The organism is Virgibacillus dakarensis (assembly GCF_900155625.1).
GTDB lineage: Bacteria > Bacillota > Bacilli > Bacillales > Amphibacillaceae > Lentibacillus_C > Lentibacillus_C populi.
Genome location: NZ_LT732554.1, coordinates 1,022,772 through 1,038,461, shown reverse-complemented (window position 1 = coordinate 1,038,461; position 15,690 = coordinate 1,022,772). Strand labels below are relative to the sequence as shown.

Annotated in this window: 15 protein-coding genes; 2 read left to right on the top strand and 13 right to left on the bottom strand. The window is 35.6% G+C overall.

From position 1 onward, the window contains the following. Window positions 1-425 precede the first annotated feature (425 nt). The 6 genes from CZ382_RS14795 to CZ382_RS14770 form a co-directional block, all read right to left on the bottom strand. Window positions 426-1,910: an alpha-amylase family glycosyl hydrolase gene (locus tag CZ382_RS14795; protein ID WP_088051954.1), complete on the bottom strand. Its 1,485-nt coding sequence runs from the start codon at window positions 1,908-1,910 to the stop codon at window positions 426-428. Between the two features lie 107 nt (window positions 1,911-2,017). Next, on the bottom strand, window positions 2,018-3,163 hold the full coding sequence (locus CZ382_RS14790; RefSeq protein ID WP_088051953.1) for a copper resistance D family protein: 1,146 nt from the start codon (window positions 3,161-3,163) through the stop codon (window positions 2,018-2,020). Between the two features lie 17 nt (window positions 3,164-3,180). Next, window positions 3,181-3,783, bottom strand: a complete 603-nt coding sequence (locus CZ382_RS14785; RefSeq protein WP_159457807.1) for a copper resistance CopC family protein — start codon at window positions 3,781-3,783, stop codon at window positions 3,181-3,183. A gap of 292 nt (window positions 3,784-4,075) precedes the next feature. Next, window positions 4,076-5,992 carry an LTA synthase family protein gene (locus CZ382_RS14780; protein WP_088051951.1) on the bottom strand — a complete coding sequence of 639 codons (1,917 nt, stop codon included), beginning with the start codon at window positions 5,990-5,992 and terminating at the stop codon, window positions 4,076-4,078. A gap of 236 nt (window positions 5,993-6,228) precedes the next feature. Further along, window positions 6,229-7,182 carry a cation diffusion facilitator family transporter gene (locus CZ382_RS14775; protein WP_088051950.1) on the bottom strand — a complete coding sequence of 318 codons (954 nt, stop codon included), beginning with the start codon at window positions 7,180-7,182 and terminating at the stop codon, window positions 6,229-6,231. Between the two features lie 85 nt (window positions 7,183-7,267). After that, window positions 7,268-7,597: an ArsR/SmtB family transcription factor gene (locus tag CZ382_RS14770; RefSeq protein ID WP_088051949.1), complete on the bottom strand. Its 330-nt coding sequence runs from the start codon at window positions 7,595-7,597 to the stop codon at window positions 7,268-7,270. 222 nt (window positions 7,598-7,819) lie between these two features. On the opposite strand from CZ382_RS14770, the gene CZ382_RS24290 reads away from it, so the two are divergent. Further along, window positions 7,820-8,545: a ZIP family metal transporter gene (locus tag CZ382_RS24290; RefSeq protein WP_235000444.1), complete on the top strand. Its 726-nt coding sequence runs from the start codon at window positions 7,820-7,822 to the stop codon at window positions 8,543-8,545. 1,200 nt (window positions 8,546-9,745) lie between these two features. Here the strand turns inward: CZ382_RS24290 and CZ382_RS14755 are convergent. The 5 genes from CZ382_RS14755 to CZ382_RS14735 form a co-directional block, all read right to left on the bottom strand. After that, window positions 9,746-10,105: a hypothetical protein gene (locus tag CZ382_RS14755; protein WP_088051947.1), complete on the bottom strand. Its 360-nt coding sequence runs from the start codon at window positions 10,103-10,105 to the stop codon at window positions 9,746-9,748. A gap of 297 nt (window positions 10,106-10,402) precedes the next feature. Continuing rightward, window positions 10,403-11,578, bottom strand: coding sequence for a D-alanyl-D-alanine carboxypeptidase family protein (locus tag CZ382_RS14750; RefSeq protein WP_235000443.1), 1,176 nt, complete (start codon window positions 11,576-11,578; stop codon window positions 10,403-10,405). Between the two features lie 418 nt (window positions 11,579-11,996). Further along, a complete protein-coding gene (locus CZ382_RS14745; RefSeq protein ID WP_088051946.1) occupies window positions 11,997-12,893 on the bottom strand; it encodes a hypothetical protein in 897 nt (298 codons plus the stop codon). Between the two features lie 60 nt (window positions 12,894-12,953). After that, a complete protein-coding gene (locus CZ382_RS14740) occupies window positions 12,954-13,214 on the bottom strand; it encodes a thioredoxin family protein (protein ID WP_088051945.1) in 261 nt (86 codons plus the stop codon). Window positions 13,215-13,216: 2 nt separating this feature from the next. Continuing rightward, window positions 13,217-13,624: a MerR family transcriptional regulator gene (locus tag CZ382_RS14735; RefSeq protein ID WP_088051944.1), complete on the bottom strand. Its 408-nt coding sequence runs from the start codon at window positions 13,622-13,624 to the stop codon at window positions 13,217-13,219. Window positions 13,625-14,035: 411 nt separating this feature from the next. On the opposite strand from CZ382_RS14735, the gene CZ382_RS14730 reads away from it, so the two are divergent. After that, window positions 14,036-14,218, top strand: a complete 183-nt coding sequence (locus CZ382_RS14730; RefSeq protein ID WP_088051943.1) for a hypothetical protein — start codon at window positions 14,036-14,038, stop codon at window positions 14,216-14,218. A gap of 526 nt (window positions 14,219-14,744) precedes the next feature. On the opposite strand, the gene CZ382_RS14725 is transcribed toward CZ382_RS14730, so the two are convergent. After that, a complete protein-coding gene (locus CZ382_RS14725) occupies window positions 14,745-15,257 on the bottom strand; it encodes a GNAT family N-acetyltransferase (RefSeq protein WP_088051942.1) in 513 nt (170 codons plus the stop codon). Window positions 15,258-15,420: 163 nt separating this feature from the next. Continuing rightward, window positions 15,421-15,687, bottom strand: coding sequence for a hypothetical protein (locus CZ382_RS24830; RefSeq protein WP_407701325.1), 267 nt, complete (start codon window positions 15,685-15,687; stop codon window positions 15,421-15,423). Between the last annotated feature and the right edge of the window lie 3 nt (window positions 15,688-15,690).

The window sequence follows — 15,690 nt, the reverse complement described above, 5'->3', positions numbered from 1 at the left end:
GCATTAAAAAAATATTATGAGACGAAGATGAGGCCAAACTTAAACAAATTCCAATTGTTAGCTTGTAGAGTAGGAAATCATTAATGGACGGGGGGACGGGCAATTAACTTTAGGTTAGTCTGATGCCCTCTTAGTGTGAACGGATAAATTAAAAACCACTTGAAAACAATTCAGAAATCAAACCATGCCCAATGATGTTACATGTAGTGCGGAATATACTAGATTGGCTAGGATTTACGACAATCCTAATTTTGCCATTAGTCGCATTCACCCTATCGCAATATTAATGCTACTTAATTAAATCGGAAACGAACCAATAATGTAATAGAGGTGCAATTCTAAAATATGAATTGCACCTCTTTCCAATTAAGCTATTTTTTAAACCTAACCCATGTTAGTTAGTTCTAGACCGATCATAAAACTAACTATAAAATTGATTCAGACGGCGTTTTTTGCTTTCTACTCAAAAGAGCAATTACAAAAGCAAATACAACGAAAACACTAATAATCATGCCGATAAATACCCAATTTAGACCTTTATCCTGCTCAACAGCAAAAATTGCCACTGTTTCGCGATCGAGCCCAACTCTATATTTGCCATCATCATTTTCACGAACAATATCACCACTTAATAAATCTGTCAGCTGCATTCCATCCGGCACATCGGTAATGGAAACATCCTCCGTTTTTTTACCATTGTTAATTGCTACAAATAAAGTCGTGTCCTCATTTGAACGCTTAAATATGCTCATTGCACCATTTGAACCAGACAATTCAAAATCCCCGTCTGCTAATACTGGAAATTGTGTACCAATCGATGACAATTTATTAAAAAATTCTTGTAAATCCGGATCACTATTATTGAATTGTACTAATCGTTGTATTTCTTCGGGTGTATTGCCATCCATCGGAATTGCCGATCCCTGATAGATCATTGGGACTCCCGGAGACATATACATGTATGTAAGAGCGAGTTTCCACGTTGTTAATGGGTTTTGACCATTCTTTACGATTTCACGTGTGAAGCGCGTCGTAAATTTATTATCGATATACAATAGGCCTGACCTTTTATCAATTGCTTCCCATTTGCTATAAAGGTTTTTGACGGGGGTCCCCGCATTAGCGAATACATTTACCATTGCCTTTTGCATTACGTCGTTATCAATTAATGAAACACCTGTATTCAAATACGCTTCGGTTAAATCGTCTGAGTTTAAAACACTACCTGTCAAATGGATATCAGGTTTAACGTTTTTCACATGCTTAACAAATTCATTCAAAAATGGGATTGGCGTTTGCTCAATTGCATGTATATTATAGCCATCAATATTTGTTTCTTTAAGCCAATAATCTGCAGCTTTAAATATCGTTGCCTTCACCTGTGGATTACGCAGATTTAATGTTACTGCTTTGTCTAACCACATCGTATTGGCCACCGTGGTAGGAATGGTTTTATTTGAATCATTAGCAAACGGATGGGTCGGTGCAACATAATTCGGTACAAACTCTAACATTACCTTTATACCCCGTTTATGTGCTTCTTTCACCAACGTCTGCACATCTTCTAATGTACCAAACTGATCATCTACTTTGAAAAAATCCTCAATCCAGTATCCATGATAGCCATTTGGTGCATTTTCCATAATGGATGATAGTCTTATCGTTGTCATACCTAATTCTTTTATGTAATCCAATTTGTTCGTAATTCCCTGGATATCCCCGCCGTGGTATGCCGTTGGATCATCCACATTAACTTGAGCGCTAAGCATCGGATCTCCATTATTAAAACGATCAACAAAAATATTATAAATTATTTCCTCATTTATCGAACCCTCTTCTTCGGCATGAACAGGATTTAGCCAACCAAAAGGGATCGATAACATGAATAGTAGTGATACAAACTTTTTCATAAGCAATTTCCCCCGAATTTTATTCACCTAAGCCCATTATTCCTTTTATCTCCATTTGGAGCAAAGGAGCAAGCATCGATTGCCTTTCTTTATCTTTAATTTTCAACTTACTGAATTCCTGTAATTATTCCGAAATATAAAGATATAATCATTAATAGTGAAGAGAATGTGGAAACATAAACAGACCTCTTCCTTACGGCTCCGAAAATAGTTAACAACATAAATAACAAACCTAGTCCAAATAATAAATAACTTTCAAATTCAAAAGACATCGTAACGTTAAAAATACCCGTACTGTCAGCATTTTGAATGGTATCTATAATATCTCCATCGTATAAAGCGTTAAATAATGGTGAAGCCCCCTCTGTCTTTATTAAACTGTAAATTTGATGTGGTGGCCATGATTGTCCCATGAATGCGGTTATCCCAAATACAATGAGGGCATAAACACTCTCCAGCCGTGCCCATTTAAACGGGTTAAATAATTCCTGATTATTCTTCCTCCTGAACAATACTCCATTTAGAAAAGCGAATACGACTAATGAAATAATAAAAATATGCTTTAAAACCAGCGCTTGTCCATAATTCACAATCAGGCTATTTTGATATTCCTGGAAAATGGAAGCATTTGGATCGTCATAGGAATTAATATCAATCTCCATAGTAAAATATCCGGCTACAATCGTGATGGCAAGACATATTAGAGCGACTGGAGTGAACCATTTCAAGAAAGTTAACCAATTATCCTTTGTTTTAGAAAACCAACTAACAACAAAAAGAATTCCAATCCATATCGTAACTGCAAGAAAATGAAGTGTATGAAAAATAAAGCCTTTCCCATCAGTAATAGTTGCTGCATGGCTTGATGTAGTATAGCCAAAAAGCATCAGTAAGGTTAGCACAAGCGCCCACATCATTAAATGTTTCTTAGTAATTAAATTTTTAGCCAATAATACACAGATAAGAATAATAGAAACAAAAACAACAAACAGCCATGCTTTACCAATTTCGAACGTAAGTACAACATTTTTTAAAATGAATCCTAAATCCCTATCGGCTGCCAATATGTTGGCAGTCTGGAAAACCGGCATAAAAGCAGCAACAGGAATCAGTATTGCTGCGAAATAAAGAATTTTTTTAGGTATGTATATTGGGGGTTTTTTATCCTCCGGGACCATGAATAGTATTAATGATCCAAACAGTATAGAAAAACAAATATACAAGATTAATTCAGATAATGATACGAAAAGCAAATTAATGTACCTCCTGCCTACTTTTTACGTTTACTAAACATCATCCAGGCCAGCAATACAATTCCTACGATGATCAAAACGATAATAACCCAGCTTGTTAATGAAGGTTGCTCATTTTCTTGTTCAGCAGAATTCTGTTGTTGCTTTTTATTCTGGTTATTCCGTTTAGCTGTCGTTTCACCATCATTTTTCGATTTATTTTCCTCAACAGTACTGTTTTGCCCATCGTCCGTTTGTTCCGTATTACCCTCGGCCGCTACAATGGAAAAAGAATATTGATTTTCGATCGGGTGACCATCGGCGCCGACAATTTTCCAATTCACTTGGTAGGTACCAGGTTCAAGTGGGTCTTTAAACGTAGCATCTAAAACATCGTTGGTTATTTTAACAGATGCTGGCTCTATTTTTTCCCCCTTATCACTAGTAACAGAAAGGGTACTTCCATTTTCAATTTTGGTATTAAAAGTCAATTTTATACTATTTATTGTACCCTGTAGTTGCTCCTCGTTTTCAGGTATTGCTTTTTCCAATACGGAATGTGCGTTGGCAATATTATCCGGAATTAAAAAGGTCAATAAAATTGCACTTAACAGTATCACTGCTTGTTTTGCTTTTAGCATTAAATCTTCCCCTCTAGTGAATTCATTGATCATTCTTCACTGTACACAATGTTTCCTGAATAAAATCGGTTTAATCCAAACAATCTTACACATCATCCAACATCATCATATCTGCAAATGAACAAATACTCAATAAAATTAATGTGAACGATATGTGACAATTCAACAGGTTTAAAGACTTTTAGAAAAACAGTCTTTACCATTTAAATAATGGATCTATCCAAATAAAAAAAGGTGCATCGTTAAATGAATGCACCTTTTTATCATTAAATTGTTGTCAAATATCTTTTAATCAGCTATCACTATCATTGGTTTCCGGTTCAAAATCCTCAAACCGGAATAAATCACCGTAAATAATAGCATCTGAATACCCAAGCTCTTTTAAAACCTTGTCTTTAATTGGGTTGCATGGGCTCTCCGTCGTTTCCTTTACAACAGAATCATTTGCTTTCTCAATCGGATCACCGGTTTGACGATTATAGCAAACACCTTCAGTCGAAATATAGTTATCACTAATGAAATCACCATTCCTTAATGCAACATAACCTTTACGATCTTCTGAAAACAAATCGTTGCCAAAGTAGATGTCGTTTTTGATATCAACACCTAGCAGTTTCATTAGGGTTGGTTTTACATCAATTTGACCGGCAACCTTGGACATTACCTTTCCTTTTCCACTTCCGGGGATATGAATAAACAATGGAACGCGTTGCAATTGTATATGATCATACGGTGTGATTTCTTCTTTACCCAGGTATTGACTCATTGCTTTATAATGATTTTCACTAATCCCATAGTGATCTCCCATTATAACAATGATGGAGTCCTCATAAATACCGGCATCTTTTAATTGCTTAAAAAATTGTTTTAAAGCTTCGTCGGTATATCGTACAGTTGGGAAGTAATTATTAAGTGTAGCCGAACCTGAATCATACGGCTCAATCGTTCTATCCTCTTCCTCCAAGTTGAAAGGAAAATGATTTGTCAGCGTAATGAATTTCGTGTAAAAAGGTTGTTCCATGGACTGCAAATATTTAATAGACTGCTCAAAAAAGGCTTTATCCTTTAGCCCCCATCCTATCGTGTTTTCGGCTGTTTCTTCAAAAGAATCTTCCCCGTAAAACTGATCATAACCTAGGCTATTATACATTTGATCCCGATTCCAGAAACTTTTATTGTTTGCATGAAATACAGAAGTGTAGTAGCCCTTATTTTTCAGCAATTCCGGCATTGCATTGTATTCATTCCGGCCGTGGGTAAAGAATACAGCTCCCCTTGGCAGTGGGTAAAGAGAGTTCTCGACCAAAAACTCAGAATCTGATGTTCTTCCTTGCATGGTTTGTTGATAGAAATTGTTAAAGTAGAATGTATCTTCATCTCCTACCAAACTATTTAAAAATGGTGTAATCTCTTCCCCATTAACTTTATTATTTATGACAAAGCTCTGCAATGATTCAACAGAAATAAAAATCAAGTTTTTACCTTCCGCTGCACGAAACATGTTTGACTTATCCTTACTTTTACTATTATTCACATATTCCTTTATTTCTGTAAGCTCGTTTTCATCTGCAAAAACACGTTTTGTTTTGACTTTGGATTGCATAACAGCATCGTATATGTGGTAGTTGAATATACCAATATTTTTCACCAAATATTCCCGATCAAAAGCGCGTGTAAAAAGCTGTGGTCTTTCCATTTCAGCCAGGAAAAAGTTCCCTGCCACCAGTAAAAATGACATTGCCAAAGCGAACACTTTGCCACTTTTTGGATAGCGTACAGCCATTACATCCTGCTTTTTCTTGCTTAAATACCAAATGATAGCCACATCAGCAAATAGCAAGATATCATAAACCTTCATTAATGTTAGAATACTAGATCCCAAATCTCCCATATTGCTTCCCTGGAATAACTGTGGAATCGTAATAAAGTCGGAAAACGAACGATAGAATACAAGATTGAAGTACAAAATTAATGTTCCAATCAATGCAGTGTATCGCAAAAATTTCATTTGCCGTGATTGCTTTTGAAACCAGACACTTAATCCGAAAACTAAAAATGCCGAAACAAACGGATTAATAAATAAGATAAGTTCTTGCATGGAATTATCAAGTTCAATGCTAAACATAAAGCGATAAATAATATATGTTTTAATGCCAAACAGAAGTGTGGCAATGATATATAAAGGTAATTTGGTTCGTTTGGAATTCATGGTTTAGTTCCTCCCTACAAATACAGATGTTTATATAGTACATGTTTTTTTTCAAATATCCCAAGCCCATTTACTATAAGAAAAAGGAGATATAAAACGCTACACTATATCATAGCATTACTCGAACCAAGAGTATCGCAAAATCAATAACTGTCATAAACTTATCACAATTTTACAGAAAACGCTAGAACATGCCTCCACCAATGAAGGCATGTTCCCCATATTATGCGTATCCCTCAATGTTGATGATCATGGCCCTCGGTAATGTTTTCCTGATCATTTTGACACAACAATGAATCATCATGTGGATGGTCATTATTTTCCAGTTGAATCGTTACATGACCAATATCTTTGTGTTCCAATTCGTGCTCAATCTTCCTCAATAATTGCTGGCTCTCATTTACCGATAAGGCCCCGTCGACAACCGCATGACAGGAAAGGGCGTTTTGCCCACTCGTGATACTCCATACGTGCAAGTCATGAATACGTAAAATTCCCGTCACATTTTCCATCGTATTTATAATATCTTCCAAGTCAATGTTTTTGGGGGTTCCTTCCATTAATACGTTGACAGCATCTTTGGTAACACGCCATCCGCTTATCAGCACGAGAACAGCCACAATAACACTTGCTAATGGATCGGCCCAGCCCCAGTTAAAAAACATAATTAGCAGTGCTGCAATAATCGCACCAACCGAACCAAGCAGATCACCTATTACGTGAAGAAAAGCTGCCCGTATATTTAAATTTTCTTTTGTATCCCCACCGCGCATTAAGTTCCAGGCAACAAGAATGTTTATCAATAAACCAATAATAGCAATGATTAACATTCCGGTTGAGGCTACTTCAGGTGGGTTGGAAAACCGTTGGTAAGCTTCATAAAAAATATAGAGTGCAATTAATATGAGCGTTACCCCGTTAAAAACAGCAGCCAATATTTCAAACCGTTTATAGCCATACGTCTTGCTATAGTTTGCTACCTTTTCTCCCAGTGCAAAGGCTAATACTCCTACCCCCAGTGATATGGAATCACTTAACATATGTCCTGCATCTGACAGGAGTGCGAGACTGTTCGTCAAGAAACCTCCGACTGCTTCAACAATCATGTAGCCGGTAATAATGAAAAAACTGATCATTAGTGTTTTTTTGTTTGCTCCATGTGTATGGTCATGGCCATGATCATGTCCCATTTTAATTCCTCCAATATGCACGTATTTGTATATACTCATATAATATTAATAAAAAGGTAAATTATAATACATTGTTTTAACAGTATTAACTATGGCAAGCATGGTCTATCGTTTGCCTTAACATATTCATGACATGCTCATCATCATGCGAATAGAACATCGTTGTTCCAGCACGGCGATATTTTACCAACCGTAAATTCTTTAAAAAACGCAATTGATGCGAAACAGTTGATTGTCTCAGATGCAAATTTTCAGCAATTTCATTTACCGAATATTCCTTATGAAAAAGTAAATTAAGAATGCGAATTCTTGTTGGGTCACATAATGCCTTAAATGTTTGTGACACGACAAATAATGTTTCTTCGTCCAAGTCATGATACGTTTCTTGTTCCACTATTTCTTCATGTTTATCCATTATATTTCCCCCACTTTTAAATTTTAATGTATAGCTTGCCACATATAACGTACAATATTTAGAAAAGAAGTTGTATAATAATCATTATATAGTTGCATATATTAACATATGCTCATATTATAAATACTTCAAATGTTATTGTCAACATTCACATGATTGTAGGTTTATCCGTTTTTTATACTCCCTATTATTGGGGTTACATTTTTAACGAGGAGCGATTTGATGAGTGCAGCATGGATGGTCGGAGCGTTCGCTTCAGCTATTGGGATTGGCGTTGGTGGTGGACTAGCCTGGATTATGAAGAGGTTTCAACGTGGGTATAATTTTATTTACTCCGTGTGTGCAGGGCTAATAATAGGACTTTTATTCCTTGAAATGATTCCTGAAAGTATTGCGTTGGGTGGATGGGTCGTTTTAGCATTTGGTTTCGCAGTCGGATTGTTGCTCTTTATGTATATCCATCGTACTATGGATCAAATTACCATCATTACGGACAGCCATCAAAAAGATATCTTCATTCGCTCCGGTGTACTTTTAGCACTGAGCATTGCTGTTCATAATTTTCCTGTTGGAATTGCGCTTGGTCCAACGATAGGTACAGATATTGGAAGTATCATGTTAACAACACTAGTCTTACATAATATACCTGAGGGAATCATTATATTTACGCCATTATTTTTGGCTGGATTTGGTTTTCTTACTTGGATTTTTTTAACAACACTTATCACCATTCCTATTGCGGCCGGTTCATTGCTAGGACAATTCTTTGAAATTGGAATGCCATTTTTGCTTGCGTTCATGATAAATGTTGCTATTGCGGTGATTTTTATGGTTGCGATAAAGGAAATATTTGGGGAAGCGGTTAAGAATGCTTCCGGCGTACATTGCTCCATAAATGGATTACTAGGATTTGGGATTATTTACTTATATTTGACCTTTTTGAACTAAAATACTAAAGATTTGTTGTGTCTATCTCCCCAAGTGGATCACATTTTGCTTTGGGAGACAGTCTTCTAATTTTATTCCTCCACGAGGAAAAGATTCTCCGTAAATAAAGTGCGGAACCTATCTGGTAAGGGTAGAAATCAAGATGAATATAAACAAAAGTGCCCATAAACCAATTTTGGGGTTTTTCTTTTTTCTAAATCTGATCGGCTTTTAATCTTAAATTGCTTTTGGCTGATTTTACGAAATTCCATCGCCTTGGACGCTCTAGAAAATGTTTTTGCACAACTAAACATAAAAAAAGAATCGTCACTTAAGACAATTCTCATTTTGATTTTATCGTATTTTTTAACAACAATCCCATTACGTATGAAAAGTCATTTGACTAGTTCAAAATGAGTCATCTTCCGACATGAATCGGTCAACATCTGTAACAAAGGATTCACATCTTTATTTTTTAACCGGACTTGGCATGCCTACCTGGCTAAATGTTGCTGACAACGTTTATTAAAGTTCCAATACAGGTGGTTCCGGGGTGCTGAAAAAGGTTTGTAACCCATCTTTTTTGATTTGAGTAACAACAGAGACATATTCCAAGCACAACAATCTACCTGATGAATTTCGATTTAAAAAACAAGGAATGTAGCAGTAATAGCAGGACTAAACTAATACCAAAGAATGTGAAGCTTGCGTCAAAAGGAATATTTATAAACATAAGCTGTTGGATAGTCGAAACGACCATAATTATTATAATGCTTATGACAGTCTTAAGATGAACCTGTTTTATGTTAGCTGACCTTTTATGCAAACCCGACATTGCAATGGCTATAAACCAATAAATAGTTACGGTAATCGTAAAAATAATCATGGTTGGAAAATCATCGGTTGTAATTAAACTTGTAAGATAACTTGCTCCAAAAAACAAGAGAACATAAATCGCAAACAGTAAATATAGTTGTATTAGTGGTATTTTTTTTGGCAAAATTATAGTCCCCTTTTATTGGTAGAATTTGTTTTAGTAATAGGATTAAATATGATATACCCGAATTACTTTTTAAAGATAACGATCAAAAAGATAATCCAATACATGATTACATGTTCATATTTAACTTTTATTAAAATAACAATATTTCAACTGAATTGCAATTCCCTGTAAACTATTGTCACAGTAAATTCACAATATGAGATTTTTTCTTGGCCGGCTTATTTTCTTCGTAAAAAGTTTAGTAAATTGCGCCCAAATGTACGATCGATAAAAATAGCTATGACCGCAGTTAAAAATAGGACAACAGTATCCCGAAAAACATGAGAAAATCCCATTTCCTTATTAATAATGTAGCTTTTTACTTCTGACCAAGTATATGTTTTATAATTGAGAAGCGGGATATTGTTATTATTTAATTGTTGATTATTCGAAACTATAATGTCATAGGAAAATAAGGAATTATTGTTAAGAAAAGGGATATTCCCATAGGAGACACTTATAATGAATGGAATAACAAGAAAAACGAATACGAACAGAACAATAGCTAATTTAAATGAATTTCCAATTTTCCTTTTCAACCGTATTCACCCCCATTTGTAAAATATATTACATAATACGGATGGGTTATGACTAAATAAAATAAACCTGTAACGTAATCTGGATTTATGCTTCTACAATTAAGTGAAGTCAGTATAAAACTTTTCCGGTTTTAAATCTATCATGATTAGCTGGGGGATGAGTATCCGAATCAGCAAAGTCCTTATACAAATAGGCCTATTAATTTCTTTTCTACCTAAATATTATGTAGACAGCAAATAGGTATCCTGACTTTCCATCTGCTGCACTAAAAGATATGGATTTTTGAATGTTAAAGTTTAATTCATTAATTTAAATTTCCTCCAAAAGAATCGAATTAACAAAACAACAATAAGGACAGTTAGAAACAAAGTAATAAGATCTGGAAAGTAACTTCCAAGCATGGAACTACCCTTTACCTCATTACGAGAGGTAGTCATCTTAGTGCTCTTCCCTTCTTTTTCCATTTTGTCTAACATAAACGTGGTAATAACATCACCAGATTGATTAACAATATCCAGTTCCCCGTTCTTTTTCATTTTTTTACTGATTTTTCCATTGATACGGTTAGTATAAGATAGCTTCTCTGGTACACTAAACCTCTGATCGTTAACTGTAAATATTGTTCCTTCAGAAATAGTGGATGTTTCAAAATTATTGAATCCATAGTTTAGTAGATTCACAGTATCATCGTAAGCCTCGGATTGAAAATTGCTGTTTAATGTAATCACAATTAAACTCAAATCTTTTCTCTCTGCCGTTGTAGCCAAAGTAAAACCAGATTGGTCTACAAAACCAGTCTTTCCTCCTGTAACTCCCTTGTATGGCCGCTCCCTCATTAGTTTATGATGTGTATAAAGGGTGGTATCCCAAGATTCACCATACCATTTCAGTTTTTTTGTTCCGAATATTTCCCGGAATACTTTATTTTTCATTGCATATTGGGTTATTTTTGCCAAATCTTCTGCTGTCGTTACATGTTCGGGATCAAACAAACCATGCGGATTTTCATAGTGAGTGTTTTGTATGCCAATTACATTCTTTAAATAGACATTAATATCATTAGCGAACTGCTCCACGCTTCCACTTAGATGTTCCGCAATTGCTACACCAGCATCATTTCCCGAATTGATAAGTAAGCCTTGAAGAAGTTTCTTTAATGTGACTTGCTCCCCCTTTTCAAGGTAGACTCTTGTCCCTTCCGTATTCCTCGCCTTTTTACTTACAGTAACAACATCTTCCAGATTACCTGTTTCAATCGCATAAATTGCAGTTGCAATTTTTGTTAAACTAGCTGGATACACTTTAGCATCAGCATTCTTCTGATAGAGAACGGAGCCTGTTTTTGCATCAATCATAATTGCTGCTTCACTTAGCAAAGTCGGGGTGGATTTATCAGAATCAGCAAAAGTCTTCATTCCTAATAACGGGTTCAATACGATAATAGTCAATATTATTAAAAGTAACTTTTTCAAATTAACCACTCTTTCCTACCTTAGGTTCTGGTTTAGTTCCATATATAGGTAAATAAATAGCACTTTTTGTCGAAAAAAGATTCCTATTCAATTTAAAACCTGTTTTTGCAGAAAGTGTGTGGTTTTATGATTTGTAACGGATTATTAATATTGTAAATAGTTTGTAACAAAAATTTGTACTTGTTCGCAACATTACCTTAACCTCACAATCAAGTTAAAAAAACCATACCGCCGGATAATCATAAAATTCATTTAAAAAAATTGATTGAAGTCACTATTAAATTAGTTGGAAGTAAGCAATGGTATTTTTAAAAAATATAGGAAAAGATCATTAATTTATGATGCAAGGGTGGGTTCGTCCTTGCCTTATTAACTAAATCCTATCTTTTAAATTTGGATTACCTTTAGACTTTAGACTTTACTTCATTTCTACCTTTTTATACGCTAAAACCGAACCAAACAAAAATAGACATGTAATTAATGAACCTAACGGCAACATCGCTACAATTTTATCTGGAAAGATAAACGGGAGCAGTGGAAAAGCGTACACTGCTGGAATACGGACGCCAACGATACGCAACAAAAAGTACATTGATATCATATCTATCAGCGTTACCAATATCCATGAATCAATGGCGAAGTACAATAGAGTGCCGACAGTCGCAGAGATTGTCAATACAAGACTCTGCTTAAAGGCTACTTTCCCATTGTACACAGGCTTGTGAAGTGATTCATAAACAACTACAAGAATAGGCGGGATAGCTACTAGTCGGGGATAACCGACAGCCCAGGTTAAACTAACCCAGACAAAATTCAACACTAAAAATACTACTGTGTACTTATACTGTATCAACACTTCCTTCTGAAGCCCATCATTCAATCTAAATATAAGAACCCCAAGCATCAATATAAAAGTAAGAATGAAAGTTGATATAATAAATGACCATCCGTCTACATCTATCACCACTGGTAGTAACCCTGTTGCAATAGATGGTGCCAGGTTCGATTGAATGAGACGCAATAAGAACATAGAAAGTACAAGTGTGATACCAATTTTTCCTACATAAAAAATTGGTAATAGATTAACCATAAATCCAATTATGGCGGTGAGGGATGGGGCAAAAAGAATCCTCGATGGTTGTCTGATCCATCCTGCTTCTCGGTATACCCACATGGCAATCGCCATTGCAGCAAGTTCCGGCAAAATAATTTGGTGATTATCCAATATAACCGCAGTGGTTATCATGGAAATAATAAATATAATGGCAACGATATATGAAATAATTGTTACATTCTTTGAAACCAACGTGTTCATATACAACTCCTTTTTGCATACAAAAGCGAGGGTAAGAATCTTACCCTCGCTATTCGTTATTTATTGACCTAATCCTGCTGCTATTAATGCCTCGGTGTCGATGCCGTTGTTGCCGACCAATTTCCCATTGATTGCAACGGCTGGAACAGACTTTATGCCATACTCCTTCACTTTTGCTTCGCATTCAAGTGTGTCACACTTTTTATTTAGATCATAAACCACCACTTCACAATTATCACAAGCTAAATCTTTTACTTGTTGCACAGCACCTTCACAAACACTACAACCCGCTGTAAATACTTCTACTAATCGTTTAGCCACTTCTAATTCACTCCTTTAAAGTTATTAATAATTGGACATTCTCCTTTTGAAACTCCAGGACCCGGACACTTTTCCACCAAGTCGTCAAGCAATGTTTTCATTTGGCGCAAATCAAGAATTCTCGTTTCAATCTCTTTCATTTTACTTGTTGCAAAGTTGCGCATCTCCTCTGAACGAAAATTGTCACCATTTGAAGCAGCTAAAAGATTTTTAATTTCTTCAAGAGTAAACCCTATATCCTGCGTTCTCTTGATGAATTTAATATCTTCAACAACTTCTTTGGGAAACTTCCTATAACCCGATTTCGTTCGTGGAGGCTCAAAAATCAATTCACGCCTTTCATAATATCGAATGGTTTCAATATTGACGTTTGCTTCTTTTGCTACTTGGCTTATTGTTAATCCTTCCATTTCATCCCCCCTTGGTTATTAGTATGTACCCTGGACTATGGTACAGAGTCAATAGTAAATTTATCTTTTTTTCAAAAATCCCTATTCATTAAATGGCCTTTTTTACGGGATGAACTATCTTGATTTTCACTAAACAAGATGAAGACTCATATTATTTTAAAATAATACGAGCCTCTGTTTCTGGTGTTTTATAAAGATGAATTATCTTTTTTTCACTGCTTTGTGTCCCGAATGGATCAGCATATTCTCGCACAATTCATGAAAGAAGTTTGAAAAGCACCTTAACCGAATCCGAAAGGTAAATCGAAATAAAATGGAAAAAACATTGGAATTATTGAAACCTTACAAGGAAATTGTAGAAGTTGTCGGTAATTTATCCGGGTTTCATGTTGTCCTAAAGATAAAAATAATATGCGTGAGAAAGAACTGGTAAACAGGGCCCTGGAAACTAACATTAAAATCTATCCGTTATCTTCTTACCTAATGAAAAATCAATATGAAACCCAGCCAATAATAGTTTTAGGATTCGGCGGGATACCGGAAGATGAATTAACGGAGGCTATTGGTCATTTATTAAGAGACAGAACAATCTGACTTTTAAACATAACCGACCTTGGCATTAGAGTGTCGATGCAACAAGAAATATATCTTCATATTAAAGGATTAAACAAATAGGCCTCTCATAAATTGGACAATTAATGAGTGGCCATCTATTATTTAGTTGCGATTTTTACCGACATTTCTAGACGAATAGTGTTAAGCATCTTTGTTTATATAAAAAGTGTAATGAGTGCCCTACCTTTACCCGAATTGTCCCCTCTTTGCACATCCGATGTTAACGTGTTATCATTTTTTCTGGTAGTCCTATTTTTTCGATTTCTTTGTATTTCCGAGATTCATTACAACCATTCTTCTATTTGATCACTGCGCTGAGTTCATTTCTTTAGTGTGCAATCCAACAGGATTATTTCTTACTAAATGATAGATATCACCAGCCCATAATACGGTTTTTGGGAACACAACCTTTACACGAATCCCCCACCTGAACCGTATTTCTATTACTGATGAACCTTTTTAAAAAGCCAAGGATCGGATATCTCAAACGACGGAAACCCGTATACTAAAATTCATTCACTGTTAATCGATATGCTTTTACTATAATTCCATCGTCGGCAGGTTTAAAATCAAATTGTGGTAGTCTCACAAATCCCATACGCTCGTATAACCGCATAGCACTCTTCATAAAATCTGCGGTGTGTAAACCTATGTACTGGGACCCTTTTTCCTTTGCGCGACGAATACATTCAATTATTAATGATTCACCAATACCTTTACTTCGCAACTCCGGTGCGACTGCAAGCATTCTTATTTCGGGGTAGTCTAACGAACCAACCAATCCTTCGTAAGCATCCGATTTGGCAGGGTATAAAACAACACTCCCCGCCACTTCTCCATCCAACTCAGCAACAAGAAGTTCGACACCTGCCTGTTTATCTGTGTCCGATAGGATAGATTTCTTCAGAGCGCCCCAATGTTCTTTGGGAATCTTTTGTTTATACTCTTCATATGCGTTTGCTCTTTGTTCTCTAATCAATTCTACCTCATTACCTAATGCCTTACGAATTTTCAACATGTAATAAACCACTTCCCCTTCTATAAACATTTTTGAAAAACAGGTTATTGTTGTAGCTTTTTCACATTATCCTCTCTCTTTTGTCTTACCCTCTAAATTCAAAAGGTAGGCAATTGTGTCTTTGTCAGATTCAGTTGCCAGACGATAAGTTTGCTGATATTTCTCATGCCCTTTCCCTGTTATAATGACCCAATCCCCTTGAACACTCTGTTCCCGCTTTTATAGCCAAGGTTCGATCCAAAATAACGGTCCCTTTTTCATTTCCAAAAGATTTGTTTAATCGTTCAAGCGTTTCAACCATATCCATGTGGGATACAGAGTTCAAATCATCAAATGTCAATATATAGTGATCACTTAGTTCAGACGTTATAGACAGCATTTCCTGTCTTTTGCTTTGATCCCGGTCCCCCCTGAAACCAAGAACATGAATAAT

Coding starts and splice junctions, on each gene's coding strand:
- CZ382_RS14795 (WP_088051954.1), bottom strand. CDS start 1,910: ATGAAAAAGTTTGTATCACTACTATTCATGTTATCGATCCCTTTTGGT.
- CZ382_RS14785 (WP_159457807.1), bottom strand. CDS start 3,783: ATGCTAAAAGCAAAACAAGCAGTGATACTGTTAAGTGCAATTTTATTG.
- CZ382_RS14780 (WP_088051951.1), bottom strand. CDS start 5,992: ATGAATTCCAAACGAACCAAATTACCTTTATATATCATTGCCACACTT.
- CZ382_RS14775 (WP_088051950.1), bottom strand. CDS start 7,182: ATGGGACATGATCATGGCCATGACCATACACATGGAGCAAACAAAAAA.
- CZ382_RS14770 (WP_088051949.1), bottom strand. CDS start 7,597: ATGGATAAACATGAAGAAATAGTGGAACAAGAAACGTATCATGACTTG.
- CZ382_RS24290 (WP_235000444.1), top strand. CDS start 7,820: ATGAGTGCAGCATGGATGGTCGGAGCGTTCGCTTCAGCTATTGGGATT.
- CZ382_RS14745 (WP_088051946.1), bottom strand. CDS start 12,893: ATGAACACGTTGGTTTCAAAGAATGTAACAATTATTTCATATATCGTT.
- CZ382_RS14735 (WP_088051944.1), bottom strand. CDS start 13,624: ATGGAAGGATTAACAATAAGCCAAGTAGCAAAAGAAGCAAACGTCAAT.
- CZ382_RS14730 (WP_088051943.1), top strand. CDS start 14,036: ATGCGTGAGAAAGAACTGGTAAACAGGGCCCTGGAAACTAACATTAAA.
- CZ382_RS14725 (WP_088051942.1), bottom strand. CDS start 15,257: ATGTTGAAAATTCGTAAGGCATTAGGTAATGAGGTAGAATTGATTAGA.